Source organism: Streptomyces sp. DSM 106670, assembly GCF_055792845.1.
The window spans coordinates 7,697,261-7,722,848 of the sequence record NZ_CM147704.1 but is presented as its reverse complement, the minus strand read 5'-3'; the positions used below and the strand labels follow the sequence as shown (position 1 = coordinate 7,722,848).

General features: G+C 72.3%; 24 protein-coding genes. 14 read left to right on the top strand and 10 right to left on the bottom strand.

Features of this window, described 5'->3' with window-relative positions:
* The first annotated feature begins 10 nt into the window (after nt 1-10).
* The 8 genes from ddaH (at nt 11) to ACSMXR_RS34105 (ending at nt 9,605) form a co-directional block, all read left to right on the top strand.
* Nucleotides 11-823: a dimethylargininase gene (gene ddaH, locus ACSMXR_RS34140; protein WP_137228036.1), complete on the top strand. Its 813-nt coding sequence runs from the start codon at nt 11-13 to the stop codon at nt 821-823.
* A gap of 62 nt (nt 824-885) precedes the next feature.
* Entirely contained in the window at nt 886-1,302 is a 417-nt protein-coding gene (locus ACSMXR_RS34135) for a hypothetical protein (protein WP_473170678.1), read from the top strand.
* Nucleotides 1,303-1,473: 171 nt separating this feature from the next.
* On the top strand, nt 1,474-2,325 hold the full coding sequence (locus tag ACSMXR_RS34130; protein WP_473170677.1) for a helix-turn-helix domain-containing protein: 852 nt from the start codon (nt 1,474-1,476) through the stop codon (nt 2,323-2,325).
* A gap of 150 nt (nt 2,326-2,475) precedes the next feature.
* Nucleotides 2,476-3,564 carry an iron-siderophore ABC transporter substrate-binding protein gene (locus ACSMXR_RS34125; protein ID WP_473170676.1) on the top strand — a complete coding sequence of 363 codons (1,089 nt, stop codon included), beginning with the start codon at nt 2,476-2,478 and terminating at the stop codon, nt 3,562-3,564.
* Between the two features lie 56 nt (nt 3,565-3,620).
* Complete coding sequence (locus ACSMXR_RS34120; protein ID WP_473170675.1) at nt 3,621-4,703, top strand: FecCD family ABC transporter permease; 1,083 nt, start codon at nt 3,621-3,623, stop codon at nt 4,701-4,703.
* Entirely contained in the window at nt 4,700-5,833 is a 1,134-nt protein-coding gene (locus ACSMXR_RS34115; protein WP_473170674.1) for a FecCD family ABC transporter permease, read from the top strand. Before ACSMXR_RS34120 ends, ACSMXR_RS34115 begins: the two co-directional genes overlap by 4 nt.
* 182 nt (nt 5,834-6,015) lie before the next feature.
* Nucleotides 6,016-7,860, top strand: coding sequence for an ABC transporter transmembrane domain-containing protein (locus ACSMXR_RS34110; protein ID WP_473170673.1), 1,845 nt, complete (start codon nt 6,016-6,018; stop codon nt 7,858-7,860).
* A complete protein-coding gene (locus ACSMXR_RS34105; protein ID WP_473170672.1) occupies nt 7,857-9,605 on the top strand; it encodes an ABC transporter ATP-binding protein in 1,749 nt (582 codons plus the stop codon). Before ACSMXR_RS34110 ends, ACSMXR_RS34105 begins: the two co-directional genes overlap by 4 nt.
* A gap of 27 nt (nt 9,606-9,632) precedes the next feature.
* Here the strand turns inward: ACSMXR_RS34105 and ACSMXR_RS34100 are convergent, their stop codons facing one another.
* The 7 genes from ACSMXR_RS34100 to ACSMXR_RS34070 form a co-directional block, all read right to left on the bottom strand.
* Nucleotides 9,633-10,313: a hypothetical protein gene (locus tag ACSMXR_RS34100; protein ID WP_473170671.1), complete on the bottom strand. Its 681-nt coding sequence runs from the start codon at nt 10,311-10,313 to the stop codon at nt 9,633-9,635.
* A gap of 100 nt (nt 10,314-10,413) precedes the next feature.
* The gene (locus ACSMXR_RS34095; protein WP_473170670.1) at nt 10,414-11,442 is read right to left on the bottom strand and encodes an ArsR/SmtB family transcription factor; all 1,029 of its coding nucleotides are present in this window, start codon (nt 11,440-11,442) and stop codon (nt 10,414-10,416) included.
* Between the two features lie 126 nt (nt 11,443-11,568).
* The gene (locus tag ACSMXR_RS34090; protein ID WP_473170669.1) at nt 11,569-12,879 is read right to left on the bottom strand and encodes an MFS transporter; all 1,311 of its coding nucleotides are present in this window, start codon (nt 12,877-12,879) and stop codon (nt 11,569-11,571) included.
* A gap of 57 nt (nt 12,880-12,936) precedes the next feature.
* Complete coding sequence (locus ACSMXR_RS34085; protein ID WP_381908874.1) at nt 12,937-13,557, bottom strand: pyridoxamine 5'-phosphate oxidase family protein; 621 nt, start codon at nt 13,555-13,557, stop codon at nt 12,937-12,939.
* A 172-nt stretch (nt 13,558-13,729) separates the two neighbouring features.
* A complete protein-coding gene (locus ACSMXR_RS34080) occupies nt 13,730-15,943 on the bottom strand; it encodes a BTAD domain-containing putative transcriptional regulator (protein ID WP_473170668.1) in 2,214 nt (737 codons plus the stop codon).
* Between the two features lie 143 nt (nt 15,944-16,086).
* Nucleotides 16,087-16,434 carry a hypothetical protein gene (locus tag ACSMXR_RS34075; RefSeq protein ID WP_473170667.1) on the bottom strand — a complete coding sequence of 116 codons (348 nt, stop codon included), beginning with the start codon at nt 16,432-16,434 and terminating at the stop codon, nt 16,087-16,089.
* A complete protein-coding gene (locus ACSMXR_RS34070) occupies nt 16,434-17,486 on the bottom strand; it encodes an EamA family transporter (RefSeq protein ID WP_473170666.1) in 1,053 nt (350 codons plus the stop codon). Before ACSMXR_RS34070 ends, ACSMXR_RS34075 begins: the two co-directional genes overlap by 1 nt.
* 236 nt (nt 17,487-17,722) lie before the next feature.
* On the opposite strand from ACSMXR_RS34070, the gene ACSMXR_RS34065 reads away from it, so the two are divergent.
* Nucleotides 17,723-18,598 (top strand): LysR family transcriptional regulator, encoded by an 876-nt coding sequence (locus ACSMXR_RS34065; RefSeq protein ID WP_473170665.1) that lies wholly within the window; start codon nt 17,723-17,725, stop codon nt 18,596-18,598.
* Nucleotides 18,599-18,704: 106 nt separating this feature from the next.
* Complete coding sequence (locus ACSMXR_RS34060; RefSeq protein WP_473170664.1) at nt 18,705-19,406, top strand: 2-phosphosulfolactate phosphatase; 702 nt, start codon at nt 18,705-18,707, stop codon at nt 19,404-19,406.
* Between the two features lie 55 nt (nt 19,407-19,461).
* On the opposite strand, the gene ACSMXR_RS34055 is transcribed toward ACSMXR_RS34060, so the two are convergent.
* Nucleotides 19,462-19,875: an arsenate reductase ArsC gene (locus tag ACSMXR_RS34055; RefSeq protein WP_473170663.1), complete on the bottom strand. Its 414-nt coding sequence runs from the start codon at nt 19,873-19,875 to the stop codon at nt 19,462-19,464.
* A 96-nt stretch (nt 19,876-19,971) separates the two neighbouring features.
* On the opposite strand from ACSMXR_RS34055, the gene ACSMXR_RS34050 reads away from it, so the two are divergent.
* Complete coding sequence (locus ACSMXR_RS34050) at nt 19,972-20,280, top strand: ArsR/SmtB family transcription factor (protein WP_364883482.1); 309 nt, start codon at nt 19,972-19,974, stop codon at nt 20,278-20,280.
* Entirely contained in the window at nt 20,277-21,461 is a 1,185-nt protein-coding gene (gene arsB, locus ACSMXR_RS34045; protein ID WP_473170662.1) for an ACR3 family arsenite efflux transporter, read from the top strand. Before ACSMXR_RS34050 ends, arsB begins: the two co-directional genes overlap by 4 nt.
* A gap of 78 nt (nt 21,462-21,539) precedes the next feature.
* On the opposite strand, the gene ACSMXR_RS34040 is transcribed toward arsB, so the two are convergent.
* Entirely contained in the window at nt 21,540-21,914 is a 375-nt protein-coding gene (locus ACSMXR_RS34040; protein ID WP_473170661.1) for an ArsR/SmtB family transcription factor, read from the bottom strand.
* Between the two features lie 137 nt (nt 21,915-22,051).
* Between ACSMXR_RS34040 and ACSMXR_RS34035 the strand changes: the two genes are divergently transcribed.
* Entirely contained in the window at nt 22,052-23,401 is a 1,350-nt protein-coding gene (locus ACSMXR_RS34035) for an NAD(P)-binding domain-containing protein (protein ID WP_473170660.1), read from the top strand.
* Here ACSMXR_RS34035 and ACSMXR_RS34030 read toward each other — a convergent pair.
* Nucleotides 23,376-24,449, bottom strand: coding sequence for an alpha/beta hydrolase (locus tag ACSMXR_RS34030; RefSeq protein WP_473170659.1), 1,074 nt, complete (start codon nt 24,447-24,449; stop codon nt 23,376-23,378). The two genes, ACSMXR_RS34035 and ACSMXR_RS34030, sit on opposite strands and share 26 nt — an antisense overlap.
* A 143-nt stretch (nt 24,450-24,592) precedes the next feature.
* Here ACSMXR_RS34030 and ACSMXR_RS34025 point away from each other — a divergent pair, with 143 nt between their 5' ends.
* Complete coding sequence (locus ACSMXR_RS34025; protein ID WP_137228070.1) at nt 24,593-25,495, top strand: AraC family transcriptional regulator; 903 nt, start codon at nt 24,593-24,595, stop codon at nt 25,493-25,495.
* The last annotated feature ends 93 nt before the right edge of the window (nt 25,496-25,588 follow it).

Genomic DNA, 25,588 nt, shown 5'->3' with positions numbered 1-25,588 from the left:
GACCCTACCCATGCGTACCGCACGTGCCCGGCACTACCTCATGTGCCGGCCCACCTACTTCGACGTGGTCTACTCCATCAACCCGTGGATGGACCCGACGAAGCCGGTCGACACTCCGCTGGCCATCGCCCAGTGGGAGCGACTGCGCGAGGTCTACCTGAACCTCGGGCACACCGTCGACACGATCGACCCCGTCCCCGGTCTCCCCGACATGGTCTTCGCGGCCAATGGCGCCACCGTCGTCGACGGGCGCGCCCTCGTGGCCAGATTCCGCGACGCCGAGCGCATCGCGGAGGGTCCCGCCTACCACGACTGGCTGCGGGACAACGGCTTTCCGGATCTGCGCACGGCCGCGGTCGTCAACGAGGGGGAGGGCGACTACCTCCTGGCCGGTGACTGGCTGCTGGCGGGCACCGGATTCCGCAGCGACCCGCGCTCCCACGACGAGGCACAGGAATACTTCGGCCGCCCGGTGATCGGGCTGACCCTCGTCGACCCCGACTACTACCACCTGGACACCGCTCTGACCGTGCTCGACGAGAAGACGGTCGCCTACTACCCGGGGGCCTTCTCCCCCGGCAGCCTGGCCGTCCTGGAGCGGCTCTTCCCGGACGCTCTCCTCGCCTCGGCCGGCGACGCCGAGGTGTTCGGGCTGAACGCCACGTCGGACGGGTACAACGTGGTCCTGCCGCAGAACGCGACGGACCTGGCCGGGCAGTTGCGCGAGCGCGGCTTCAACCCGATCGGCGTGGACCTCTCCGAACTCCTCAAGGCGGGCGGCAGCGTGAAGTGCTGCACCCTGGAGTTGCGCCGGGAGGCCTGAACGGACGGCCTCCCCGCGGAAATTCCGCGGGGAGGCCGCCGGGGCGTCGCTACCGTGGGCGCATGACCACCGAGCCCCGGACGACCTTCCCTCCCCGACCCCTGCACTGCGTCAAAGCCGTGTACGCCCGTCAGGCCGGCTGCCCGTCCTCCTTCGCCCTGGCGGTGGCGGACTTCGAGCCCTGGGTGGAGGGCGTGGAGTTCGAGACGGCGGACACGAGTACGGTGCCGGGCTGGTCGGCCGCCGAGGTGGCCGAGCTGCACGAGGCCTTCGGCGTCGGCGTACGCGAGGAGCTGGCGGATCCGGCGGCGCTGGATCCCGGCACCGCCGTGGCCGTCGCGGTCGTCCTGCGGTCCATCAAGGTGCACGAGGTGGACACCCACCCCCGCGCGTTCCGCCAGGCGGGGCGACAAGCCGTCCGGAACGCGTTGACGGAGGCGTACGGCCCACCGGCGACACCCTGGCCGAGGCTGTCCTGAACCCCGGGCCCGGACCCACCGGCCGGTCAGTCGATGGGTCGGTCGGTCGGTGGGTCGGTCGGTCGGTCGGTCGGTCGGTGGGTCGGTGGGTCGGCACACGCTCGCGACCACGCGTGACCGCCTCCCCGGCCGCCCAGCGGCCACCGGGAGAGGTTAGGGTAACCTAAGTTCATGCCGATCACCGTCTCCCGTCGCCCGCACGGCGAGGCCCCCTCGACGGCCTCGCCCGCCTGGGCCGAACCCCCGGCCGGCGGGGCCGAGGTGGCCGAGCCGTATCTGCTCACCACCGCGGTGTTCGACGACTCCGCACCGACGGGCACGGTGACCTCGGACGTCCACACGCACACCGACGCGCTGCTGGTCTGGCCGCACACCGGCTCGATCACCCTGCGCACCCGCAACACCGTGCGCCGCCTGCTTCCCGGACAGGGCGCCTGGCTTCCTCCCGGCACCCCGCACGCGGCGTCCCACGAAGCGGGCGGCATCAGCTGCTACACCTACGTGGCACAACGAGCCGCCCCGCCGGGCTGGTCCACTCCGCGACCGATGCGCGTGAGCCGGGCACTCCAGGAGATGCTGCTCCATCTCGACGCGACCTCGATGCCCGACGACCTCCGGCTGCGGACCCAGCGCGTCATCATCGAGATGCTGGAGGAGGACACCCTCCCGGCGATCGAGGTGCCCGTGCCGGAGGACCGGCGGATCCAGGTGCTGGCCGACGACGTCATGCGCGACCCGGAGAGCGACCTCTCCGTGGAGGGCTGGGCGGCCCGGCACGCGTTGAGCGTGCGCACCGTCACCCGGACGTTCAGCCGCGACGTCGGCATGCCGTTCACCCGCTGGCGTTCGCTGGTCCGGATGTCCGCCGCCACCGCCCTGCTCGCCCAGGGGCACCCGGTCAACCTGGTCGCGCACCGCAGCGGTTACGCCACCACCAGCGCGTTCTGCGCCGCCTTCCGCCGGGTCACCGGCGCCAGCCCGACGGAGTACCTGCGCGAGCAGACCGCCCCGGCGACCCGCTGATCCCACCCACCGCGACGGCACGGGCGGAGGCCCGCCCTCCGGGTGGCCGATTCACGACACACCCTGGCCGGTACGCGACCCCTGAGCGGCCGGTAGCTTCCTAATGTCTCTCCAGGTGAGGGTTGCCTTACCTCAGAACCAAGGAGAGACATGTCCACATTCACCCCGGCCCGACGCGGGCCGGGCGCCCTGGTCCGCGCCCTGACGGTGGCGGTCGCCGCCGTCGTCGTCCTGGCGGGCTGCGGCGGCACCGCGTCCGATTCCGGCACGCCGAAGGCCGAGGCCGGGGCCGCGTCGGCCGCGTTCCCCGTGACCATCAAGCATGGCCACGGAAGCACGACGATCAAGCAGAAGCCGAAGCGCGTCGTGGCGGTCAGCTGGATGTCCCTGGACGTGGTCGCGGCGCTCGGCACGGTTCCCGTCGGCGTGGACAAGCAGTGGGGCGGCGACAAGCAGGGCTACACCCCGTGGTTCCGCAGCACGGTCGAGAAGCTCGGCGGACCGCTGCCCGAGACCCTGAACTACGGCGACGCGGGCGAGATCGACTTCGAGCAGATCCTTTCGCTGGAACCGGACCTCATCGTCGGCCTGTACTCCGGCATCAGCGACGTCGACTACAAGCGCCTCTCCCAGATAGCCCCCACCCTCCCCTACCTCAAGAAGCCGTGGGACGGCGGAACCTGGCAGGAGATGACCCGGACCATCGGCACAGCGCTGGGCGAGACCAAGAAGGCCGAGAGCCTGGTCACCGACGTCCAGGGGCAGCTGGCCGCGGTGACGAAGGACCACCCGGAGTTCAAGGGCACCACGTTCGCCTACGGGCTGGCCCTCTCCCCCGGGGCCACGGAGGTCGGCCTCTACATCGACTACGACGCCCGGGTCCGCCTGCTCACCGAGATGGGCTTCGAGAACACCCCGTCGATGGAGAAGATCGCCTCCACCGCCAAGGGCACCAACTGGTACGGCGGCATCAGCCTGGAGAAGCTCGACACCATCGAGGCCGACATCTTCGTCGCCTGGGCCAACGGGGCCGAGGAGGTCGACTACACGCTGAAGGACCCGCTCTTCACCCGCTGGAAGCCGATCAAGGACCGCAAGTACACCTTCGTCGAGGACGAGACCATGGGCATGGCCACCAGCGGGCCCTCGGTGCTCTCCATCCCGTGGGCGATCGACCGCTACGTCCCGATGCTCGCCGACGCCGTCGCGGGCAAGGGCACGGCCGGCGCGGGCTCCTGACCGCCGCCCGCCGCCCCGCCGCTCCACCCAAGGTGACGCCCTCCCCAAGGACAACCATGACCACCGCCCCACCCACGGGTGACCTCACCGCCGGCGCCGAGCGCGCTGTGCCGGGCCCGCGCGACGACGCGGGCCCGGCCCGGCGTCACCGGCACCGCCTGCTGATCCTGCTCACCGCCGCCGGTCTGCTCCTCGTCGTCGCCGTCCTCAGCGTGATGATCGGCGCGCGCGCCATCGCGCCCGGCACCGTGTGGGACGCGCTGCTCCACTTCGACGACTCCGACGAGCACGTCATGGTGCGCGAACTGCGTGTGCCACGCACCGTGATCGGGCTGGTCGTCGGTGCGGCGCTCGGGCTCAGCGGCGCGCTGATCCAGGCGTTCACCCGTAACCCTCTGGCCGATCCCGGCATCCTCGGCGTCAACGCGGGGGCGAGCCTCGCGGTGACGTTCGCGGTCGCCGTGCTCGGGTACACGGCCGCGGGCCAGTTCATCTGGTTCGCCCTGGGCGGGGCGTTCGGGCTCACCGTGCTCGTCTACGCCCTCGGCTCGATCGGGGCGGATCGCGGCACTCCGGTCAAACTCACTCTGGCGGGCGTCGCGTTCACCGCCGTGTGCGGCGGTTTCACCAGCGCCATGGCGCTCAAGAGCACGACCACTTTCGACGTCATGCGGTTCTGGGGCGTCGGATCCATCGGCGGGCGGTCGCTCGACATCCTTCCGGTCGCCGTGCCGCTCATCGGCGCGGGCCTGCTGCTCGGACTGCTCAGCGCGGGCTCGCTCAACGCCCTCGCCCTCGGCGACGACATCGCCCGCTCCCTGGGGACACGGCTGGCGGTGACCCGGGGCGTGGTGATCCTCGCCGTCACCCTGCTGGCCGGAACGGCGGTCGCGGTCGCCGGTCCGATCTCGTTCGTCGGACTCATGGTGCCGCACATCGTGCGCTGGTTCGTGGGCCCCGACCAGCGCTGGATCCTGCCGGTGACCGTCATCGTCGCCCCCGCCTTCCTGCTGATCGCCGACATCATCGGCCGGGTGGTGCTGCCCTCCGGGGAGCTGCGGGTCGGTCTCGTCACGGCGCTCGTCGGCGCCCCTGTCCTCGTCGCCCTCGTCCGGCGGCGGAAGGTGAGCACCCTGTGAGCACCCGAACCGTGCCCCAGCCGCCCCCTGCCGCTCCGCCGCAGGCCGGCTCCGCACGCCCCCGTGGCGCGATCCGGCGACCCGGCAAGGTCGGCTTCGGCCGCGCCACCTGGACCCTGCGGCGCGGCGGGGTGGCGCTGCGCATCGACCGGCGGGCCGTCCTCGTCTGCGCCGTCCTCACCGTCGTGGTCGCCGCGCTCGGCGTCGTGACCCTGGGCACCGGATCGATCAGCCTGACGCCCGTCCAAGTGCTGTCCGCCCTCCTCGACCCGGACGCCGATCCCCGGGCCCGGCTCGTTGTGGTGACCTGGCGGCTGCCGAGGCTGCTGTTCGCCGCGGTGTGCGGGGCGGCGCTGGCGATCAGCGGCGCCCTGTTCCAGTCGCTCACCAAGAATCCGCTCGGCTCGCCCGACGTCATCGGCTTCGCCTCCGGTTCGTACGCGGGCGCGAGCGTCGTGATGCTCCTGCTCGGCACCGCCAACTACCTTGCTGTGGCGTCGGGTTCGCTGATCGGTGGGGCCCTGACGGCGCTGCTGGTGTACGTGCTGGCCTACCGGGGCGGCCTCCAGCCGTTCCGGCTGATCATCGTCGGCATCGCCGTCGGCGCGTTCCTCGGCTCGATCACCTCGATGCTGCTCCTCTCCGTCAGCCCGCAGCAGGCGATGCTGGCGGCCACCTGGGGCGCCGGGTCGCTCAGCGGGCTCGGCTTCGAGCAACTGCGCCTGACCGCCCTCGTGTTCGCCCCGCTCGTGGTCTGCTCCGCCCTCGTGGTGCGTCCCCTGGTCCATCTGGAGATGGGGGACGACGCGGCCGTCGCACTCGGGGTGCGTGCCCAGCGCGCCCGGCTGACCGCCACGGTCGTCGGGGTGGCGCTCACCGCGCTGGTGACCGCCGCGGCGGGCCCGATCGCCTTCATCGCCCTCGCCGCACCACAGATCGCCCAGCGGCTGACCCGGAGTTCCACCACCCTGCGCATCGTGCCCGCCGCCCTCACCGGGGCGGCCGTCCTGGTCGGCGCGGACTACATCGCCCAGCGCATCGACCTGCCGGTCGGCGTGGTCACGGTCTGCGTCGGCGGCGCCTACCTGGCCTGGCTGCTCGCGCGCCAGTACGCGGGCCGCCGCCGATGAGCGCCCGGCGGTACGCGAGCCCGTGCCGATGACCGTACGACCGTGCCCGTGCCCATGCCCATGCCCATGCCCATGCCCATGACCGTACGACCCCGTACGCGAGCCCGTGCCCGTGACCGTACGGCGGACCACTCCCCCGGCACGGTCCGCCCCCCTCCCTTCCTTCTCCCGAGGAGACTTCCGTGAGCACCACGACCCCGCCGGCCCGGCCCCCGGCAGCGGGACACCCGGCGAAGGGCCCGGGACCACGCCCTCCCGCAGTGCACCGCGGGCTCGAACCCGCCTCCGTACAGGCGCTGTTCCGCACCGCGCTGGTGCGGGACGGGCGTGGTCTGCGGCTCGGTCTGACCGCCGTCGCGTTCATGGTCCACCAGCTGTGCGAGGCCCTGGTGCCGATCCTCATCGGGGTCGTCATCGACCGGGCGCTGGCCCCCTCCGACGGCCAGGCCCTCCTCGGGTGGCTCACCGTGCTCGCCGGGGTGTTCACCCTGCTGTCCCTGTCGTACCAGCGGGCCTCCTCGGCGATGGTGACCGTGTACGGATACGGCGAACAGGCCTTGCGTCGGCGCACGATGGCCCGGCTGCTGGACCCGCTCTCGCTGCGGCGGCGGCCCGGGGCGGGCGAGGCGCTCTCGCTGGTCTCCTCGGACACCTACCGTGTCGCGGGGGTGTCCTGGAGCGTCGTCCAGCAGGCGTCCACGGTCACCGCGATCCTGACGGCGTCGGCGGCCCTGCTGCTGATCTCTCTCCCGCTCGGTGCGGGCGTGATCGCCGGTACGGTCCTGGTGCTGCTGATCATGCGCCGGATCTCGATGCCGCTGGAGGCGCGGGGGCTGGCGGAGCAGAGTTCGGCGGCGCGCGCGGGTGACGTGGCGACGGACATGATCACCGGTCTGCGGGTGGTCACCGGCATGAACGCCCAGGCCGAGGCGGCCCGTCGCTACCGCGTCGCGAGCCAGGCGTCGCGCAGGGGCGCCGTCGCCGCCGCGCGGTCGGTGCTGACGTACAGCTGCGTGAGCCTGCTGCTGTCCGGCCTCTTCCTGGCCGCGCTCGCCACCGCCTCCGGGTATCTCGCTCTCGACGGGAGCATCACGATCGGTCAGCTCGTCACCGTCCTGGGCCTCGCCCAGTTCCTCCAGGGGTCGCTCGCCCATGTGGGCACCTTCGCCTCCAACTGGATCCACAAGCGCGCCTCGGCCCGCCGGCTCAGCGACCTGATCAACGAACCGCCGCTGATCGACGCCGTCCCGGCCCCCCGGGGCGGCCGGGACGGAGAGGCGGCCGACGCCACCGCCCCGGCGCTGCTCTGGCATCCGCCCGGCCGCGACGAACCGGTACGGCTGGGGCACGGCGAGCTCGTCGGCGTCGTGCCCGGCCGGCCGGCCCACGCCCGGGACATCGGCGACCGGCTCGGCTACCGCGTCCCGCTCGCTCGCGGTGAACTCCTGGTGGGCGGCGTCGACGCCGTCGAGCTGGGGCCGGAGCGGGTACGGGAGTCGGTCGTCGCGCCGCCCCATCACGGTGCGGTGTTCTCCGGGACGCTGCGGTCGAACCTCGTGCCCGAGGGCCGCGACCCCGACCCCGCCGTGCTGCGGGCGACGATGGTCGACGACGTGATCGAGGACATCGGCGGCGACGGGTGCGAGGTCGGCGAGCGGGGGCGCAAGCTCTCCGGCGGGCAGCGCCAGCGGCTGCTGATGGCGCGGGCGCTGCACGCCGGGGCGGACGTCGTCGTCCTCGACGAGCCCACCACGGCCGTCGACCCGGCGACCGAGCAGCGCATCGCCGAAGGTCTGCGCGCGCTGCCCCTGACCACGCTGCTGGTCACCACCAGCGGCATCCTGCTCTCCGCCTGCGACCGGGTCGTCGACCTCTCCGCCGACGTCGACGCCGACGCTGATGCTGACGCCGACGCTGATGCCGAGACCAACGCCGATGCTGATGCTGACGACGATCCCGGCGCCGGCTCCGTACACGACGCCGCTTCCGCCGCCGACCGCCACGAACCGAACGGAACCCCCCGGTGACTCCGGTACCCGCCACCCTGCCCATCGCCGGTCCCCGCCGGACCCGGCGGGAGCTGCTGCGCCGGCTCGGCGTCCACCGCCTCCGGCTCGGCGCGGCGCTGCTGACGCTCCTGGCCGGGACCGCGGTCACCCTCGCCACCCCGCCCCTCCTCGGCGGCCTCGTCGACGCGGTCGCCGAGGGGTCCGGCCGCGGCCGGGTGACGGCGCTCGGCGTGGCCCTGCTGCTCGTCGCGGCCACCGGCGCGGCCCTCGCCCTCGTGGGCGGGCGGCTGCTGGTCGCCCTGGTCCAGGAGGTGCTGGCCGCGCTGCGCGAGGACGTGTTCACGACCGCGGTCCGGCTGCCCGTCGACATGGTGGAGTCCTCGGACAGTTCGGACGTGGTCTCCCGTGTGACGCACGACGTGGAGGCGATCTCGGAGGCGGCGTCCGACGTCCTGCCCGATGTGACCGGAGCGGCCTTCACCATCGGTCTGAGCCTGGTCGGGCTCGCGGTCCTCGATCCCCGCCTCGCCCTGGCCGGCCTGGTCTGCCTGCCCGTCCACGTCCTGGCCACCCGTCGGTTCCTCACCCGCACCCACCAGGTGTACGGGGACATCCGGCGGCTGGAGTCCGCGCGGGGGCAGAGCGTCATCGAGGCGGTGCACGGGGCCGAGACGATTCGCGCGTACGGAACACAGGACCGGCACCTGGGCGAGGTCTCCGACCGGGGTGAGCGGGCCATCGAACGGCAGCGCGACGGCGTACGGCTGCGCAACCGCTTCACGGGGTGGCTGAACGCGGCGGAGTTCCTCGGCCTGGCCGCCGTCCTCGCGACCGGTTACGCGCTGCTCGGCTCGGGGGCGATCTCGCTCGGCGCGGCCACCGCGGCCGCCCTCTACTTCCACCGCCTGTTCGGCCCGGTGGGCGCGCTCCTGGGCAGTCTGGACGACATCCAGCGGGCCACGGTGGGCCTGGCCCGGCTGGTCGGGATCACCGACCTCGCCGACGCCCGGGACGACACGGCGGCGGTGCCGCGCCCGGCGCGTGCCCCGGAGCCGCCGCAGATCACGGTGGAGGACGTCTCGTTCTCGTACGACGGTGTGCGCCCGGCGCTCAGCGAGGTGACGCTGACCGTGCCGGCGGGCGGCAGTGTCGCGCTGGTCGGCGCGAGCGGTTCGGGCAAGTCCACCCTGGCCCGGCTGATCGCGGGCATGGGCGAACCCACGGGCGGCCGCATCACCGTGGGGGCCGCCGGGGCGCCCGCCGTCCGGTACCTGGTCACGCAGGAGGTCCACCGGTTCGGCGGCACCCTCGCGGACAATCTCCGGCTGGCCCGCCCCGCCGCGTCCGACGAGGAACTACGCGACGCTCTGCGCACGGTGGGCGCCGACTGGGCGGAGGGCCTGGAGTCCGGGCCCGACACCGTCCTCGGCCCGGGCGGCACCCCTCTCGACGACGGCTCGGTCCAGCATCTGGCGCTGGCCCGCGTCCTGCTCGCCGACCCGCCCGTGGCCGTGCTCGACGAGGCCACCGCCGAGTCCGGGGCGGCGGCCGGCGATCAGCTGCGGACGGCGCTCGCCCGGGTGACCCGGGGCCGGACGAGTGTGATCGTCGCGCACCGTCTGGACCAGGCGCGCGACGCGGACCGTATCGTGCTGCTCTCCGGCGGCCGGGTCACCGAGCAGGGCACGCACGACGAACTGCTGGCGCACGGCGGTGAGTACGCGGCACTGTGGCGGGCGTACAGCCGGGGCGCACCGGTGTGAGGGGCGCCGCGAGCGGGCCGGGACCGCTCAACTCCTTTTGTTGTCGGGCGCCTTCACCGGCACGCACGGGAAGGCCGTGGTGTCGATGGGGTGTTCCTTGGTCGGTGCGCACAGTTCGAAGGCGGTGGGGTCCACGGTGTCGGGCAGGCTGAATCCGACGACGCCGATCTTCGTCTCACCCCGCTGGATGGTCGAGCCCATGACCCTCATGTTGGTCCAGGAGAAGTTTCGCCATTCGCCGTCGGCAACCTCGGCGAGCTGGCTGCGCGGATAGGACTCGGTGACGCAGTCGATCTCGCCCTCCTGGAGGCGCAGACCCTTCGCGCAGGTGCCCGAGGCGGGTGTGATGCGCAGCGTCAGGCCGGTGAGCCGGGCGTTCTTCACCGCGCGGTCCGCGAGTTCGCCCGTCGCCGCGAAGTAGACCGCGAGGAAGTGCCGCCCCGCGGCGGCCGATTCGCCGGCAAGTTCGGGGGTCCACATCGCGTCGACGGCCTTCACGCGGATGCCGAGCGGCTCGCCGATGCCGGTGTGGAGGAGTTCGTCGCCGGGGATCTTCTCGAACGGGGTGTGCACCGGGGCGGACGCACTCGGCGCTGGGGTGCCGCCCGGGTCGCCGCCCGGTGCCGGGTCCTCCCCGTCGCCGCCCGAACAGCCGGCGAGCAGGAGCATCGAGCCCAGGGCGACCGCGGCCGACCAACGATGTGACATCAAGACATCTCTCCAGGACGTGTGCCGGTGTGCGGCTCACATGGTGGAGGATCGGTGGCGCTCGACCCAGCTCTTAAGTCACGGCTTAAAGGGGGTCGGATCAAAGGGGGTCGGGCGGAGGAGGACCGGCGTGCAGGGTGTACGACCCCGTCCTCAGCAGCGTGCGCCCCAGCGGTGTGACGGAATGCAGCACGGAACCGCCCCGGCGGCTGGTGGTGATGAGACCGGCGTTGCGGAGCACGGTCGCGTGCTGGCTGGCGGCCGGTGCCGAGACACCGAGGCGGCGGGCCAGCTCCGTCGTCGTACAGCCCTCCGCCGTCACCTGCAGCGCGGCGGCCCGGGTACGGCCGAGCAGCGCCTGAAGGTTCCGGGCGGGAGAACCGTCCGCTCCGGCCGTTCCGGCTCCGGTCAGCGGTTCGCCGAGGACCGGCACGGTCAGGCGCGGCGGCTGCGTGGTGTCGAGCGGATCCCAGAGCAGGCTGACGACGATCGGCGAGAAGACCGTGGGCGTGATGACCAGGCCCCGGCCCTGGAGACGCACCTCGACGGGGCGCGGGTAGGGCGCCTCCAGGACGGGCGGACGCCAGCGCAGCAGCGGTGGGCAGAGCGAACGCAGCAGCAGGTCGACGCCTCCGTCGAGCATGAGACGCGTGAACCGGGCGGACGCATCGACCAGTTCGGAGCGCCCCTTGTTCCAGTAGGGCTCCACGGCCGCCCGGTGGCAGGCACGTACCGCGTCGGCGAACTCGCGTCGCGCCTCGCGGTCTCCGCCGTACACCCGACGGGCCCACGAGCGGTGTACGGGAGCGAAGTCGACGCCCTCGAACTCGCGCCGCAGCCGGGCCGCGGGGGCGGACATCCAGTGGTCCACGGCGTGGTCCAGGGACGGCACATCGCCCATCAGGGCCAGCAGGTCGAGCCCCGGGCCGCGCGGCGGGACCAGGGAGGTCAGCGGTCGGGTGTCCGGGCCCATGCGGCCCGCGGCCTCCGACCGCCACTGTCGGAAGCAGGAGACGTCCTGGCGCTCCCGCAGCACCTCCAGGCTGTAGTAGGTCTCCGCCGCGGCTCCGATCGTCGCGGCCACCCGGGTCCGCGCGAGGTCTTCCGCCGTGAAGTGGATGCGTAGCACCGGACCGCCTTCTGCCGTCGCCGTGGCGCGCTTCTGCGTACCCCCGCCTCACAGCATGCCCCGGGTCGGCCGCTCGGCCCGCATCCGCTCCGTCCGTATCCGCCCCCGGATATAGGTGACCCGGTCTCAGCTGCGGTCCGGTACCCGGCGCAGGGTGCGGACGGGGCGGGCGGCCAGCAGGGCGGCGGCGGTGAGGAAGGAGACGACGACGCCGACCAGCAGCACCTGGTCGGTGCCGAACGCGCCGACGGCGGGGCCCGCCAGCGCGCTGCCGATCGGATACATGCCGACCGAGCCCGCGACCTCGTACGCGTGGATGCGGTTGAGCATCTCGCCCGGCACCTGGGTCTGCACGCTGGTGGCCCACATGACGCCCCAGACGCCGATCCCGGCGCCGACCGCGACCTGCGCCGCGGCGAGCACCCAGACCGGCAGGCCGAGCACGATACCCAGTGGGTAGAGCGGGTACGCCAGCATCGCCACCGCCCCTGCGGCGAGAGGCCGTTCGGGTTTGTAGCGGATCGCCAGCAGGCCGCCGAGCACGGTTCCGGCGCCCAGCGCGGCGTTGATCAGGCCGAAGGACCGCGCGCCGTGCTCGGGCACGATGACACCGGCGGCCACCGACAGCTGCGGCCCCCAGGAGAGCACCGCGTAGAACATCCAGATCACGATCACGCCCCAGAGCCAGCTGCGGGCGCGGAACTCCCGCCAGCCGACCGCGAGGTTGCGCCACAGGCTCTCACCGGGCGGCGGGGCGGGCACCGTTCCGAGCCGGAGCACGAACAGGCAGAGCACGCTGGTCCCGTAAGCGACGGCGGAGATCACCATCACCCACCCGGTCGATCCGAACCCGACGAGGACGCCCGCCAGCGCGGGGCCGCCCAGCCCGGTGATCGCCTCGGAGGTGCGCAGCACCCCGTTGGCGCCCTGCACGTCCCGCGCAACCAGCGGGACGGTCGAGGAAGCGCCGGGCTGGAACAGGGCGTTGGCGGTCCCGGCCACCACCAGCAGCGCGTACAGCTGCCAGAGGTGGTCGATGCCGTGGATGAAGAGCAGGGCGAGCAGGATGTGTGCGGTGAGGTTGGCCAGATCCGCGACGATCATCATCCGGCGGGCGGTGAACCGGTCGGCGAGCACCCCGCCGAACAGCACCAGGCCCGCGAACGGGGCGACCAGGAAGGCCATCGCGTAGCCCGCGGCGTCCAGGCCGTACCCGTCGATGAGCAGTCCGGCGGCGACGGCGACCGGCAGCATGGCCCAGCTGAGCAGTCCGGCGCTGCGGGCGACGAAGTAGTACCGGAAGTTGCGGGACCAGATCGCGGGCTCGCCCGGCGACGGCGTCCTGCCGGGCCTGCCGGTCCCGCCGGGTCCACCGGCCCGGCCGGTTGTCGGCGAGGGCGTGACCACCGTGGCGTGTTCCGCCAGGCGTTCTTCCATGGTCGTTCAGTCCTTCGGTCATCGGTGTCGGCCAGGCGAGGGAGCGACGGGGGGGTGCTACGTGGCGAGTCGCGCTCGCAGAGCGGCGTTCTCCTGTTCCAGCCGAGCGATGCGGTCGTGGACCGGCCCCAGGGCGTCGGAGAGTTCTCGCCGGGTGAAGCGGGGCGTGATGTGGTTGGGGCAGTTCCAGGCGAAGGCTTCGACCCGGACGGTGACGAGCTGTTCGACCCTGCCCTCGGTACGCGGCGAGTCCAGGCGTTCGGTGAGTGCGGGGTTCTCGTCGGCCGGTACGGCGGTGGCGCGGCCGAAGAGCTTGAGGCGGGTCTGCCGGGCATGGTCGAGGAAGAAGAGCGCGACGCGGTCGTTGCCGCGTACGTTGCCGGTGGTGATGTACTGCCGGTTGCCGCGGACATCCAGATAGCCGAGGGTGTGCTCGTCCAGGACGTGGACGAACCCCGTTGGCCCGCCCCGGAATTGGATGTACGGCCAGCCGGTCTCACCGACGCTGGCGAACAGGAAGCCGTCGAGGCTCCGGATGAAGTCGGCCGCGGCGCCGGTGAGCGGCTCGGCCTCCTCCGCCGGCTCCCGCAGACGACGGCGAGCCGCCGTGGCGCTGCCCATCTCCTGCTGGACCCGGCGCACCGACGAGGTGTGTGCGAGTCGGTCGTACCGGCTCATGCGGGCGCTCCTGTCGATCGGCACGGAGGGGGTGGTCCTGAGGTGCGGCAACCGTACGGTCACGGCCTGGCCGCGCTCCTCCAGTCCGGCCAGAGGGAACGGGAGCACCCAGAAGGCCGATCGCGTGCGAGGGAACGTGCGTTGACCTGCGGGTGTTCCGGTGGCTGTCGGCCTAGCCGCAGGAACCGGCAGAAAGGACGGAACTGCCGGAGCAGTTGTCCAGCCCGCGATCCGGTCCGAAGTCCGGCCCTTGGCCGGACCTGTGGCCCGGCCCGACGTCCGGCCTCTGGCCCCCCTGTCCATGGTCCTGCTCGCCGTCGCTGCGGAGGAGCTCGCGGGCGTAGGAGCACAGCAGGACGTCCAACTCGTAGCGGCCGACCGCTCGTTGCCGCACCAGATGGGCGTCCGCCAGGATCGTCAGGAGTCCGGCCGCGGCGGCCGGTGCCGAGTCCGCGAGAGCCGCGGCGTCCTCCGTCGTGAACTCCTTGCCGGGGATCAGGCCGAGGAGCCGGAACATCCGTCGCGCCCCGGCCGGAAGCACACGGTAGGAGAGGTCGAAGGCGGACCGCACGGCCGAGCGTCGGTCCCCTTCGATGTGCAGCCGGTCGAGGATGCCCTCACCCGCCAACTCGGCGGTGTGGTCGGCGATACGGGCGTTGCGGGCCACCAGGTTGGCACCGGCGATCCGGATGGCCAGCGGCAGGCCGCCGCACAGCGCGACGAGCCTGCGGGCCGCATCGTCCTCGGCCGCGACATTGCACGCGCCGACGATGCCGCCCAGCAGCCGGCAGGCCTCGTCGGGGTCGAGCACGTCCAGAGCGATGCGGCGCGCGCCGTCGCCGGAGACCAGCCCGGAGAGTTCGCTCCGGCTGGTGATCACCACCGCGCAGCCCCGGGCGCCCGGGATGAGCGGTCTGACCTGCTCGGCATCGCGCGCGTTGTCCAGCACGATCAGCAGACGCCGGTCGGCGAGCAGCGTACGGTACAGAGCCGCCGCCTCGTCCTCGTCCTCCGGCAGTTCGTCCGGCGGGGTGCCCAGGGCCCGGAGGAACTGCGCGAGGACATCGCCGGGGCGCAGGGCCGGGAGCCGGGAGTGTCCGCGCAGATCGACGAACAGCTGTCCGTCCGCGAAGTGTTCCCGCCGCGCGTGCGCCCAGTGCGTGGTGAGGGCGGTCTTGCCGATGCCGGGCGCGCCGACCACCACCGCCAGGTGCGAGCGCCGTGCCGGATCGGCATGGACGAGGCCGTCCAGCACCCGCATCTCATGCCGCCGCCCCGCATAGGTGTCCGTCATGGCGGGCAGTTGGGCCGGGACCGGGCCGACGCCCACCGTACGGGCGGCGCGGGCGGTGTCGTCGAGGCGCTGGGCGCGGGGCAGTTGGCGGCGCAGCACGCGCAGGTGCGCCGCGCGGACCTCCGGACCGGGTTCGACCCCCAGCTCCTCGTCGAGCCGGTCGCGCAGTCGGCCGAACACGTCGAGCGCGGCGGCCTGTTCACCGCAGGCGGCGAGCGCGAGGATCAGCCGGGCGTGCAGCCCCTCGTGCAGCGGCTCGGCGGCGACCAGGTCCCCCAGCACCGGGACGGCCTCCTCGGGGCGGCGGAGCGACAGGGCCGTGTCGGCGTACAACAGCGCGGCCCTGACCCGCCGTTCGTCGGCAGCCACCGAGGCCGGGTGCCGTCGCAGCACCGGGTCCGCGTCCGCGAGGACGGGGCCCCGCCAGCACCGAAGAGCCTGCGCGAGTGACGCGTACACGGTCTCCGGATCCGACGCGCCGCGTAGGCGTTCCGCCTGGGCCAGCAGCTCGTCGAAGTGGCCGAGGTCGATCTGGCTCCGGGACGCCTCCAGCCGGTAGCCGGTGGGCGTCCGGACGACGGTCGGCGGTGGGTCGGTCCGCGGGCCGCACGGTTCCAGCAGCCGGCGGACCTGGCTGACGTAGGTGTGGATCAGACTCGGGTGGGAGTGCGGCGGCCCCGACGGCCAGAGGACATCGGTGATCTCCTGCTGGGTGGCGGGCTCGGGGTGCTTGAGCGCGAGCAGCCCGAGCAGACGGCGCAGCATCGGGCTGGTGACCGGTACGGGTGTCCGGCCGCGTCGGAGGGTGAGCGGGCCGAGGATCAGCAGGTGCGGCCGGCCGGTGTCGCGCGGTGGCCCGTTGCGGGCGGCGGCGGTCAGCAGGTCCGCCAGTTCCTTGCCGCTCAGCTCCAGCGCCTCGGCCAGGCTGCGGAGCGTGTGCGGCCGGGGCCGCCGGACCCGGCCGCGCTCGATGTCGCGCAACGCCCTGGTGCTGACCCCGGCCCGCGACGCGGCCGCCTCCTGGCTCAACCCGGCGCGGCGACGGAGCAACTGGACCCGCGGGCCGACCTCGGCCTCTTCCTCGTCCGGCATGCATCCCCCTAGTGCGCCCGCGGCCAGTCTGGACCGGACCAATGCGCTGATCAAGGGAGAACCGACTCACACCCGGCCGCCGACGGCGAGGACGCCAGGGCAACGGGGCACCAGGGCAACGGGGCAGCAGGTCACGGGCACGGTCAGCTCGCCCGCTTCCCCGAGCCGCGACCGGTCACGGCGCCGAGGATCACGGCCAGCGCGACCAGGACGATGCCGAACCGGACGACGCTCGTGACGCCCGCGTGGTCCGCGAGCAGGCCCCCGATGAGGGCGCCCAGAGCGATGCAGGTGTTGTAGGCCATGGTGTTGAGCGACATCGTCGCTTCGAAGGCATAGGAGGCCGCCGCGAGCGTCAGATTGATCTGGCTGAGCTGGACGACACCGAAGGCAAGGCCCCACAGCGCCATCGCGGCGATGACGCCGATGTCGTTCGCGCCCACGGAGACGCCGAGGCTCTCACCGATCGGAGTGAGCAGGCCGATCGGCATCAGTTCGGTCGTGAGGAAGACGAACAGGCTGGCGGTTCTCCGGAAGCGGTCGAGCGCGGCCGGGAACAGTCTGGCGGTGCGGAACGGTCTGGCGGTGCGGAAGGGGCTGGATCTGCGGAAGGTTCTGGAGGCGCGAGAGATGCGAGAGGGGCGGGGGAACCGGGAACGTTGCGCGAGGTCTCCCCGGATCTCGGTCCGGGTGGTCGCTGGCCGAGCAGGACCGCCCCGAGGATGACGGCCATGCCGACGAGCTGGAGGGCCGACAGCGTCTCGCCCTTGACGAGGTAGCCCAGCAGGGTCGCCACGACCGGGCTGCCCAGTCCGAGGAAGGAGACCGCGACGGCGGGCAGGCGTTCGATGCCCCGGAACCAGACGATGTAGCTGAGGACCGCGCCCAGGGTGATGAGGTGGGCGAACCCGATGAGGTTGGTGCCGGTGAGGCCGTCGGGCAGGTCCTCCAGCGTCAGCCAGAACGGCAGCAGGACCAGTCCGCCCGCCGTGAGTTGCCATCCGGTGAAGGTGAGCAGACCGACGTCGGCCGGCCGCCCCCACCGCTTGGTCAGCGTGATGCCCAAGGCCATGCACAGCGCGCCGCCGACCGCGGCGAGGACGCCGAGAGAGTCGAGCGACGCCGTGCCTCTCAAGACGAGCAGCGCCACGCCTCCGGCGCCCATGGCACAGGCCAGGGCGTGGAGGGCTCGGATCCGGTCGCCGAGGAGAAGCGCGGCGAGGACCACGACGACCATGGGCTGGACCGACATGATCATGGCGGCGATGCCGCCCGGCAGCCGGTAGGCCGCGAAGAACAGCAGGAAGTTGAAGGCGCCGATGTTCAGGACGCCCAGCACCGGCGCGCGCCACCACCAGCTGCCGGCCGGCAGCTTCCGGCCGAGGGCCAGCAGCACCAGACCGCCGGGCAGTGCCCGCAGGGTGGTCGCCAGGAGCGGGCGGTCCGGTGGCAGCAGCTCGGTGGTCACCAGATAGGTGCTGCCCCAGACCGCCGGAGCGAGCCCGGTCAGGGCCGCCGTGCGGATATTCGGTCCACGCGTCATCTCGTCGTCACGTCTTCGTTCGTCATCTCGTCCTCGTCTCGCCTCGAACCGCCGGGGAATCACGGAGACCGATCCCCGTTTTCGGGCACGCCGGAGAGGCCCCGGACGCGTGACCGGCCTGCGTGGCCGGCCCGCGGAGGCTTCTGCCGTGTGCGGTCGTCTCAGTCTCGGTCCGGGGGCATTCATGAGTCCAACACATGCTTGTCACGTGATGGATCTCGATTCACGATGGATCCATGGAGCTTCAGCAGATGCGGTACGTGGTCGCCGTGGCCGAGACGAACAACTTCACGAGGGCCGCCGAGCGCTGTCTGGTGGTCCAGTCCGCGCTCAGCCACCAGATCGCGCGCCTGGAGAAGGAACTGGGCGCCAGGCTCTTCGAACGCACCAGCCGCCGGGTCCGGTTGACCCCGGCGGGCGCGGCGTTCCTGCCTGCCGCCCGCCAGTGCCTGGACGCGGCGGAGCGGGCCGCCGCCGAAGTGGCGGCGGCCGTCGGAGAGGTGCGCGGACGGCTCACGGTGGGCCTGATCCCCACCGTCGCCGCGGTGGACATCCCCGCCGTTCTCAAGGACTTCCACCAGCGCCATCCGAAGGCCCGGGTCAACCTCAGCGTGGGAGCCAGCGACGAGCTGGTCGAGCAGGTCAGGCAGGGCGAGATGGAGGTGGCCTTCCTCGGCATGCCGGTCACGGCCCGCCCTCGGGGCGTCATGGCCCGGGAGCTGGCCCGGGAGCGCTTGATCGCCGTGGTCTCCCCGGCCCACCCGCTCGCCGGCGCGTACTCGGTCGATCTCCGCCGGCTGTCCGCCGAGGTGTTCGTGGACCTCCCGGCGAAGACCGCCGGCCGGGCGCAGTCCGATCTCGCCTTCGCCGCCGCCGGCCTCACCCGCGAGGTGGCCTTCGAAGTGACCAACGCCGACTACCTGGCCCGGCTGGTCGGCGCGGGCCTGGGCGTGGCCCTGCTGCCGCCCTCGTACGTCGCGCGCCTGGCCGGGGTGACCACGATCGAGGTCACGGACGCACCGGCCCGCGTCGAGTACGTGGTGTGGGGCCGGGACAGCCGCACCCCGGCGGCCACGGCCTTCCTGGAACTGCTGGGCATCGAGGAGGAGTAGGGGTGAGAAGTGCGGAGCGAGGCGGTTACGTCGGTGGCCCGGGGCCGCGGTGTGAACCGCCTCACCGGCCGGGCGCCGCGGGCCGGACGTACGCGATCATGACCGGATGGACGCTCACTTCCTCGGCATCGCCGAACTGACCCAAGTCCCCTCCGTGGCGGTCGTGGTCGACGTCATGCGCGCTTTCACGGTGGCCGCCCAGGCGTTCGGACAGGGGGCCGAGAAGATCGTCCTCGCCGAGTCGCTGGACGACGCCCTGGCGCTCAAAGCACGCCACCCGGAGTGGGTGACCCTCAAGGACGGCCCGCCGGCGCCCGGCTTCGACGCCGTCAACTCACCGGCCCTGCTGCGGTCGGTGGACCTCGGCGGACGGACCGTCGTGCAGAAGACCACGGCGGGAACGGTCGGCGCCCTCGCGGTCAAGGAGGCGTCGCTGGTGCTGTGCGCCGGCTTCGTGGTGGCGGAGGCGACGGCCCGGCTGCTGCGGCAACGGGCGTGCGACGCCGTGACGTTCGTGGTCACCGGCGAGGAGGGGCGCGCCGAGGAGGACCTGGCGTGCGCCCAGTACATCGCGCGGAGGTCCACCGGGGCCGGACCGGATGCGGCCCCGTTCCTGCGCCGCGCGGCCGAGTCCCGCGCCGCCGCCGAACTGGCGGAGGGTGTACGGCAAGGAGCCCACCCCGACGACGTCGCGCTCTGCCTCGAACTGGACCGGTTCCCGTTCGCGATGGTCGCGACCGCGGAGGACTCGCTGATGGTCCTTCGCCCGTACGCCGTGCCCGCACCGGCCGACGCTGCTTCGGCCTGACCGACCGGGCCGTGGTGACGGCATCGAGCCGTGGTGACGGCATCGAGCGGTGCGCTCAGGCCGTGACCTCCGGCACGATCTCGGTGATCAGGTCCTCGACCAGGGCCTTGATCGCGTCGCGAATCGGGCGGACGGCGGCCACGCCCCGGCCTGCGGGGTCCTCCAGCGTCCAGTCGAGGTAGCGCTTGCCGGGGAAGACGGGACAGGTGTCGCCGCAGCCCATCGTGATGCAGACGTCGGACTCGCGGACCGCGTCGACGGTGAGGACCTTCGGCGTCTCGGCGGAGATGTCGATGCCGACCTCGGCCATCGCCTCGACGGCGGCCGGGTTGACGGCGTCTCCGGGGTTCGAGCCCGCGGAGCGGACCTCGACGCGGTCCCCGGCCAGATGCGTCAGCCAGGCGGCGGCCATCTGGGAACGGCCGGCGTTGTGGACGCACACGAACAGGACGGACGGCTTGTCGGCCATGGTGATCGTTCTCTCCTGTTGCGGCGGAGCGCGGCTCCCGCCGATGACTTCGGTCCACGCTGCCATCAGTCAGCGATGATGTGAAAGTATCAGCACATGCTGACTTCAGTCGATCCTGATGTGATCCGTGCGCTGAGCGATCCGCTCCGCCTCCGGATCGTGACCCTGCTGGCCCGCGAGACGCTCTGCACGACACATCTGGTCGAGGAGACCGGGGCCAAGCAGACCAATCTGTCCAACCACCTCAAGGTGTTGCGCGAGGCGGGGCTGGTGGAGACCGAGCCGTGCGGCCGGTTCACCTACTACAAGCTCAGGCCCGAGGTTCTGGCCGGCCTGTCCGAGCAGTTCGCCGCCCTGGCGGAGTCCGCACGCACCACCGGCGGGAACAAGAGGGCCTGCCCGTGACCTCAGCCGAACCCACCACCCCCTTCACCCGGGGCCCGGGCGGGAGCGGAGGCGGGAGCGGAGGGCGCAGAAGCGGGAGCGGGAGCAGAGGCGGGTGCAGGAGCGAGGGCAGGGGCGGCTCGATCGTCGGGAAGCTCTCCACCCTCGACCGCTATCTCGCCGTGTGGATCCTCCTCGCCATGGCCGTCGGCCTGGGGGTGGGACGTCTCGTTCCCGGGATGAACGACGCGCTCGCGAAGATCGAGGTCGGCGGGATCTCGCTGCCGATCGCGCTCGGCCTGCTGGTCATGATGTACCCGGTGCTGGCCAAGGTCCGCTACGACCGTCTCGACCGCGTGACCGGCGACCGCCGGCTGCTGGTCTCCTCACTGGTCGTCAACTGGATCGTCGGGCCCGCGGTGATGTTCGCCCTGGCCTGGCTCTTCCTGCCGGACCTGCCCGAGTACCGCACCGGCCTGATCATCGTCGGCCTGGCCCGCTGCATCGCCATGGTCATCATCTGGAACGACCTCGCCCGCGGCGACCGCGAAGCCGCGGCCGTCCTCGTCGCCCTGAACTCGGTGTTCCAGGTGTTCGCGTTCGGCCTGCTGGGCTGGTTCTACCTCGACCCGCTGCCGCGCGCACTGAACCTCGGCGACGGCCAGGGCCTGGACGTGTCCGGGTGGCACATCGCGCTGAACGTCGTCATCTTCCTCGGTGTCCCCCTGCTGGCCGGGTTCCTCACCCGCCGCATCGGCGAGCAGAGGATGGGCCGCGAGCGCTACGAGGCCGCCTTCCTGCCGAGGATCGGCCCTTGGGCGCTGTACGGGCTGCTCTTCACGATCGTCGTCCTGTTCGCCCTCCAGGGAAGGACGATCACCTCGCAGCCGCTCGATGTCGTACGGATCGCGCTGCCGCTTCTCGTCTACTTCGCGATCATGTTCTTCGGGACGTTCCTCCTCGGCAAGAGCCTCGGCCTCGCGTACGACCGCACCACGACCCTCGCGTTCACCGCCGCCGGCAACAACTTCGAACTGGCCATCGCCGTCGCCGTCGCCACGTTCGGCGTCACCTCGGGACAGGCGCTGTCCGGCGTCGTCGGCCCGCTGATCGAGGTCCCCGTACTGATCGGCCTCGTGTACGTGGCACTCGCCTGGTGCAAGAGGTTCACCGCCGAGGAAGACCGCACGCCGTCGCGTTGACGGCGGACCGACGACACCACCTCATTCACCCGCCCGCGCCCTCCGCCCCCCTCCCCCCCCTTCCGCCGCCCGGATCCGTCAGCGCACGGCGGGCAGGGCCAGCAGCTTCCCCATCGCGGCGAGCACCGACGGTTCGACCCGGTAGTAGACCCAGGTGCCACGCCGCTCGGAGCTCAGCAGGCCCGCCTCTTTCAGCTTTTTCAGATGGTGGGACACCGTGGGCTGCGAGACGCCGACGTCGGAGATGTCGCACACGCACGCCTCCCCGCCCTCGTGCGAGGCCACGGCGGAGAACAGTCGCAGCCGCACCGGGTCACCGAGCGCCTTGAACATCGGGGCGGCCGTGCGCGCCTCCTCGGCGGTCATCGGGCGCTCGGTCAGAGGCGGGCAGCACGGTGATACGCCCTGGCCCTCGGCGGGGTCGATCAGCGGCAGCACCTTCGCATTCGACATCTGTCTATGTTCACACATATCGAACCGGCATCCATGACTTCGACAACCATCAATATTGACGCCTACCGATACAAGTGCGAAGCTCGACAGCAGAGAACATCGACAGTTGTCGAATCAATGCGCAGGGAGTCGCCGCCGTGAACGCACCCGCCACCACCGATCTGCCCGTCGTCGTGATCGGAGCCGGGCCCATCGGCCTGGCCGCCGCCGCCCACCTGGTGGACCGGGGCATCGCTCCCCTGGTCCTGGAGGCGGGTGCCACCGCCGGTGCGGCGGTACGCGGTTGGGCACATGTGCGGCTGTTCTCCACCTGGGGCGAGGTCGTCGACCGTGCCGCCGAAAAGCTCCTGGCCCCCACCGGCTGGACCCACCCCGACCCGGCCTCGTACCCCTCCGGCGGCGACTGGGCCGAGCGGTACCTGCAGCCGCTCGCCCATGCCCTGGGTGAGCGGGTACGCCTCGACTCCCGGGTCACCGGCGTCTCACGCGCCGGCCGCGACCGGATCGTGGACGCGGACCGGGACCAGCAGCCGTTCGTCGTACGGATCGCCCGCGCCGACGGCCGCGAGGAGCAGATCCTCGCGCGAGCCGTCATCGACGCCTCCGGCACCTGGGCCACCCCGGGCCCGGCCGGAGCCTGCGGCCTGCCCGCTCTCGGCGAGGGTGCGGCCGCCGACCGGATCACCTACCGCGTCCCCGACATCGGGGATCCCGCCGTCCGGGCCCGTTACGCGGGGCGTCGCACCGCCGTCATCGGCTCCGGGGCCTCCGCCTTCACCGCGCTCGTCCACCTGGCCGCCCTCGCCGGATCCGGTGGCAACGGCGAAGGAACGAAGGGGGTTTGGGTGGTGCGCCGCGGCATCTCCGGTTCCACCTTCGGCGGCGGGAGCGCCGATCAGCTGCCCGCCCGTGGTGCGCTCGGGCTCGCGGCGAAGGCCGCTGTCGACGAGGGGCACGCGGACGCGGTCACCGGCTTCCGCACCGAGGCGATCGAGCGCGACACCGAGGGCCGCCTCGTACTGGTCGCCGAGGACGGGCGCCGCCTGGACGCGGTCGACGAAGTCATCGTGCTGACCGGCCTCCGTCCCGATCTGGGCTTCCTCGGCGAGCTCCGCCTCCGCCTGGACGAGCGGCTGCAGGCTCCGGCCGGGTTGGCTCCGCTGATCGACCCCAACCAGCACTCCTGCGGCACCGTCTACCCGCACGGCCACCGCGAGCTCTCCCACCCGGAGCAGGGGATCCACCTCGTCGGCATGAAGTCCTACGGCCGCGCCCCGACCTTCCTGGCCATGACCGGATACGAGCAGGTCCGCTCCGTCGCCGCCGCCCTCGCCGGCGACCTCGAAGCCGCCGACCGCGTCGAACTCGCCCTCCCCGAGACCGGAGTCTGCGGCGGGGCCGGACTCTTCGACACCCCCGCCCCAGCGGCCGCAGCTCTGGCCGTGACCGACGTCAGCGCACCTACGGGCGGCTGCTGCGGCGCGTAGCCGGACCGTCCGGCGACATGCCGACGTCGGCGGAGCCCGGTCGAACCGCCTGCGGAACAAGGCCCGTTCGAGCCGGCTGCGCGGAACTGCTCCCCTTCAGGAGCCGGGCGAGCCAGTCGGTGCGGGTCCGGCGGGCCGTGGCCGAGATGTCCGCCTGCGGATACAGGGCGTCGAACCCGTGGAAGCCGCCTGCCCAGACGTGGAGTTCGGCCTGACCGCCGGCCGCCCAGATACGGCCGGCGTAGTCGGTGTCCTCGTCCCGGAACACCTCGGCCGAGCCGGTGTCGATGTAGGTGGTCGGCAGACCTGCCAGGTCCTCGGCCGACGCCGGCGAGATGTACGGGGACACCTCGTCGCCGGTGAGGTCGCCCAGGACGGCGCGCCACCCGAACTCGTTCATCTCGCGGGTCCAGACCCCGGGCCCGCCGGAGTACTGGCGGCTGGAGACGCTGATGTTGCGGTGGTCGAGCATCGGACAGATCAGCATCTGCGCGGCGATCGCCGGAGTGCCGAGGTCGCGAGCCAGCAGGGAGACACCGGCGGCGAGGCCGCCGCCCGCGCTGGCACCGGCGACGACGATCCGGGCGGGGTCGATGCCCAGTTCCTCGGAGTGCTCGGCGATCCACACCAGCCCCCGGTAGCAGTCGTCGACGAGGGTCGTGCCGGTGGCCTCGGGTGCCAGCCGGTAGTCCACGGAGACCACGACCGCGCCGAACGCGTCGAGCCACTCCAGCGGAATGTCGATCTGCGAGAAGCGGTCGCCCATGACCATCCCGCCGCCGTGCATCCAGTAGACGCAGGGCCTGACGGCGGGGGTACGGTCCGTGCTCACGGGGCTGAAGACCGACAGAGGTACGGCCGTACCGTCCTCGGCGCGCACGGTGGTCTCGCGCCGGACGGCCTGCCGATGGGCGAGCAGCGGCTCGATGGGCGTCGAAGGCAGTCGGCGCAGTTGCGCGAGGACTTCCCGGCTGAGCCCGGACATCAGCGGCATGTCGGCGAGCAGCTCACGCAGTTCGGGGTCCAGGGAGGGGCGTGCTCGGTTCATGGTCATCGCCTTTCGCGAATCCGGAGTGCGGTGATTCCATACAACCCTCCTGACCTGCTGAAACGTTAGAGTGATACTCGCCGCTGCTTGCACAATCCTCGCTGTGACGGGAACCCGGGTCGTCATGGTGCTGCAATGGACGCATGTGCCTCGACGAACTCCGTACCCTGCTGGCCCGGCATGCCCGCCCCGACTGGACCACCGCCATCGACGGCGTACTCATCTCGAAGGTCGACCGTCCGGATCCGCCGGCGCCCTCGATGTCCGGCACGGTGCTCGCGGTGATCGCCCAGGGCGCCAAGCGCCTCGCGCTGGGCGACCGGGTCTACGAGTACGGCGCCGGGCAGTACCTCGTCGCGTCCGTCGACCTCCCCGTCACCGGCCAGTTCACCCGGGCCGAGCCCGAGCAGCCGGCCCTGGGCTTCGGTCTCACGCTGGAACCGTCCGCCGTCGCCGAGCTGCTGCTGCGGGCCGGCCCCGGCGACATCCCCCGTACCGGTGCCGCGCCGTCGGGCATCGCCGTCAGCGACGCCCCGGCCGCGCTGCTCGACGCCGTGGTCCGGCTGCTGCGGCTGCTCGACGAACCCCGCGACCGCGCCGTCCTGGCCCCGCTGGTCAAGCGCGAGATCCTGTGGCGCGTGATCACCGGAGAGCAGGGCGCGACGGTACGTCAGCTCGGACTCGCCGACAGCGGCCTGAGCCATGTATCGCGGGCCGTGCGCTGGATCCGCGAGCACTACGCCGAACCGTTCCGGGTGGAGGACGTGGCCCGCAGGTCCGGCATGAGCGTCTCCGCGTTCTACCGCAACTTCCAGGCGGTGACCGCGATGAGCCCCATCCAGTTCCAGAAACAGATCCGCCTCCAGGAGGCCCGGCTGCTGCTCACCACCGACCCGGGCGATGTCACGGGGATCGGCCACCGCGTCGGCTACGACAACCCGTCGCAGTTCAGTCGCGAGTACCGCCGCCAGTTCGGTCTGCCGCCGAGCCGGGACGCGGCCCGTCTGCGGGGCGCCGCACCCGGCCCGGTGGTCGCTCTGCCCTGACGAGATCTGCGCAGTGGAGAGGATCGTGCAAGCGAGGGCGAGGATAGTTCTACCGTATGCCCAGGTCACAGCGGTTGAATGGGATCAATCGTT